Annotated in this window: 3 protein-coding genes; all 3 read left to right on the plus strand. The window is 65.4% G+C overall.

Annotated features, from left to right (window positions below; translation table 11 throughout):
* On the plus strand, positions 1–1061 hold a 1061-nt coding region (locus VK533_RS13555; protein WP_324378520.1), incomplete at its 5' end, for a sugar porter family MFS transporter.
* Between the two features lie 18 nt (positions 1062–1079).
* The gene (locus VK533_RS13560; RefSeq protein WP_324378522.1) at positions 1080–2774 is read left to right on the plus strand and encodes a sodium:solute symporter family transporter; all 1695 of its coding nucleotides are present in this window, start codon (positions 1080–1082) and stop codon (positions 2772–2774) included.
* Between the two features lie 21 nt (positions 2775–2795).
* On the plus strand, positions 2796–3224 hold a 429-nt coding region (locus VK533_RS13565; RefSeq protein WP_324378524.1), incomplete at its 3' end, for a cellulase-like family protein.

Below are 3224 nucleotides of genomic sequence, written 5' to 3' on the forward strand. Positions count from 1 at the left end.
TGTCCGGCGGGCTGGCGATCGGCATGGCCTCGGTCCTGTCGCCGGTTTACATCGCGGAGATCGCCCCGGCCCACGCGCGCGGCAAGCTGGTTTGTCTGAACGAGCTCACGATCGTGATCGGCATCCTGGCGGCGCAAACAGTCAACTGGTTGATCGCCCGGCCGGTCGCAGACCATGCGAGCGTCGCCGAGATCGCGGCGTCCTGGAACGGCCAGATGGCGTGGCGCCACATGTTCCAGGCCGCGTTCGTGCCGGCTGCGGTGTTTTTCGTCGGTGCGCTGTTCATTCCGGAAAGCCCGCGCTGGCTGGCGCGCAAAGAACGTTGGCGGGACGCGACTGCGGTGCTGGCGAAGTTCGTCAGCGTTGCGGAGGCCAAGGCGGTGACGGTGGAGATGCGGGCGACGTTCGAAGCCGCCCCAGCCACCAGCGTGCTCAAGACGCTGCGCGAGCGCCGGGTGCGGCCGATCCTGCTGGTCGGCGTGGTGCTCGCCGTGCTTCAGCAATGGTGCGGGATCAACGTGATCTTCAATTACGCGCAGGAGGTTTTTTCGGCGGCCGGCTACACGCTGTCGAGCATCCTGTTCAACATCGTGATCACCGGCGTGGTGATGTGCCTGTTCACGTTCGTGGCGATCGGCACGGTCGAGCGGGTCGGGCGGCGTCCGCTGATGCTGTTCGGCTGCGCGGGGCTTGCGACCTTGTACGCGGTGCTGGGCGCGCTTTACCTCACGCATCAGCAGGGCTGGCCTTTGCTCGTGCTCGTTATCGCCGCGATCGGCTGCTACGCGATGACGCTGGCGCCGATCACGTGGGTGATCCTGTCGGAGATATTTCCGAACGAGGCGCGCGGCGCCTGCGTCGCGATCTGCACCACCGCGCTGTGGGCGGCGTGCTTTGTGCTGACCTATACCTTTCCGCTGCTCAACGCGGCAATCGGCCCCGCTTTCACCTTCTGGCTTTATGCCATGATCTGCGCGGCCGGTTTCTTCTTCGTGCTGCGCAAGGTGCCCGAGACGAAGGGCCGCAGTCTCGAGGAAATCGAGCGCGGCTGGGCTGCCTGAGAATTATAAGAGGGCGGGATGACACTTTCCTGGATCGACGTGGTCGTGATGGCCACTTACCTGATCGGCATCACGGCCTTCGGTATCGCCGTGGGATACCGCCGCAACAGCAGCGCCCAGCAATATTTCCTGGCGAACCGATCGCTCGGCTGGTTCACCGTCGGCGCCGCCGTCTTCACGTCGAATATCTCGACGCTCCATCTCGTCGGGCTCGCCGCCGGCGGCGCCAAGGATGGCCTTGTGATCGGCAATTTCGAGTGGATGGCGTCGTTCACGCTCATCCTGCTCGCGCTCATCTTCGCGCCTTTTTATATCCGTTCGGGCGTCCAGACTTTGCCCGAATATATGGAGCGCCGGTACGCGCCGTCGGCCCGGACGTTTCTGGCGGTGATCGGCCTGCTCGGCGCGCTGCTGGTCCACATCGGCATCAGCCTGTTCGCGGCGGCGAAGCTGTTCGAAAGCTTCCTCGGCGTGCCGATGCTGCCGATCATCGTCACGCTTTCGCTGTTCACCGTCGTCTATACGGCGCTGGGTGGTTTGCGCGCGGTGGTGCTGACCGAGAGCATCCAGGTCTGTCTCCTGCTCGGCGGTGCCACGCTCGTCACGATTCTGGGCCTGTACGCCTTGCCGGGCGCGGGCGTTCACAGCCTGAAGGCGATGCACGCCGCAGCCGATCCGGGCCAGCTCAGCATGTTGCAGCCGATCCACGATTCCCAAGGCCGGCTGAACGGCTATTCGTGGCTGGCCGTGCTGCTCGGCTACCCAATCCTCGGCATCTGGTATTGGTGCGCCGATCAGACGCATGTGCAGCGCGTGCTTGGCGCGCGTGACCTCCAGGCGGGTCAGAACGGCGCGCTGTTCGCCGGCTTCCTCAAGATAACGCCGGTGTTCCTGATGGTCCTTCCCGGCATCATCGGATCGGTCTTGTGGAAGCGCGGCGTGCTGACGCTCGGCACGGTTCCGGGCACGAACGCGCCGGACTTCAACACGATGTTGCCGGCGCTGATCAATTATCTCGTCCCGGTGGGTCTCAAGGGCCTGCTCGCCGCGTGCATGGCCGCCGCTTTGATGAGCTGCATGGCCGCCGCGCTCAACAGCTGCGCGACGCTCGTCTCGCTCGATATCGTACGGCGCGTGCGGCCGGAGACGTCGGAGAAGAAGCTGGTCCTGATCGGCCGGATCGCGACCGGCGTCATCATGCTGATGGCGATGGCGTGGTCGACGCAGGGCGACCAGTTCGGCACGATCTTCGAGGCGATCAACAAGATTCCGATGACCTTCGCACCAGCGGTCACGACCGTGTTCGTGCTCGGCGTGATGTGGCCGCGCGGCAATGCGCGCGGTGCGATGGCGACCTTGTATATCGGCACCGCGATCGGCGTGGCCTATTTCCTGTTGGATCTCCCGTCCGTCGGCCGGACGATGATCGATCTGCCGCAGGGGCAGGCTTTCACCGGGCTCGTGACCGATCCGGTGCGAGGGCTCGGCGTGCCGTTCATGCTGGTCGGCCCCGCGCTGACCGCTTTGTGCATCGCGATCTACATCGCGGTCAGCCTGGCGACCGCGCCGCCGGATCGCGCGCATCTGGCCGGTCTCGCGTGGGAGCGGCCGCTCGATTTCCTGCGCGGGCCGTTGCGCGGGGCGGGCGATCCCAGACTGGGGTCGCTCGCTTTGATCGTCTCCGTGACGATTCTCTATGTCTGGCTGCACTGAAATGCCGGCGAGGTTCGATCGATGACCCTATCGCGACAGCAATTCCTCGCGGGCGCGATGGGGCTCGCCGGCTCGTTGGCGGCGCCCGAAACATCGGCGCGGATCATGGCGCCAAAGCCGAAAGGCAAAGCGCCGCGCGCGATCGCGATGTGGGATTTCTCCTGGCTCGAGCGGCGCTGGCCGGGCGCGGGCTATGAAGACTGGGATCGCGCGCTCGATGGGTTGGCGGAGCGCGGCTACAATGCCGTGCGGATCGATCCTTACCCCCATCTTCTCGCCGCCGACCCGACCAAAAGCTGGACGCTGGTGCCGGCCTGGACGACCAACGACTGGGGCAGCCCGGGCCTCATCACAATCAAGGTTCTGCCGGGCCTGATCGAGTTCATCGGCAAGTGCCGCGACCGGGGCATAAAGGTCGCCCTTTCGAGCTGGTATCGCGAGGATACGGAC

The sequence above is a fragment of the Sphingomonas sp. genome, assembly GCF_035317925.1.
GTDB lineage: Bacteria > Pseudomonadota > Alphaproteobacteria > Sphingomonadales > Sphingomonadaceae > Sphingomonas_I.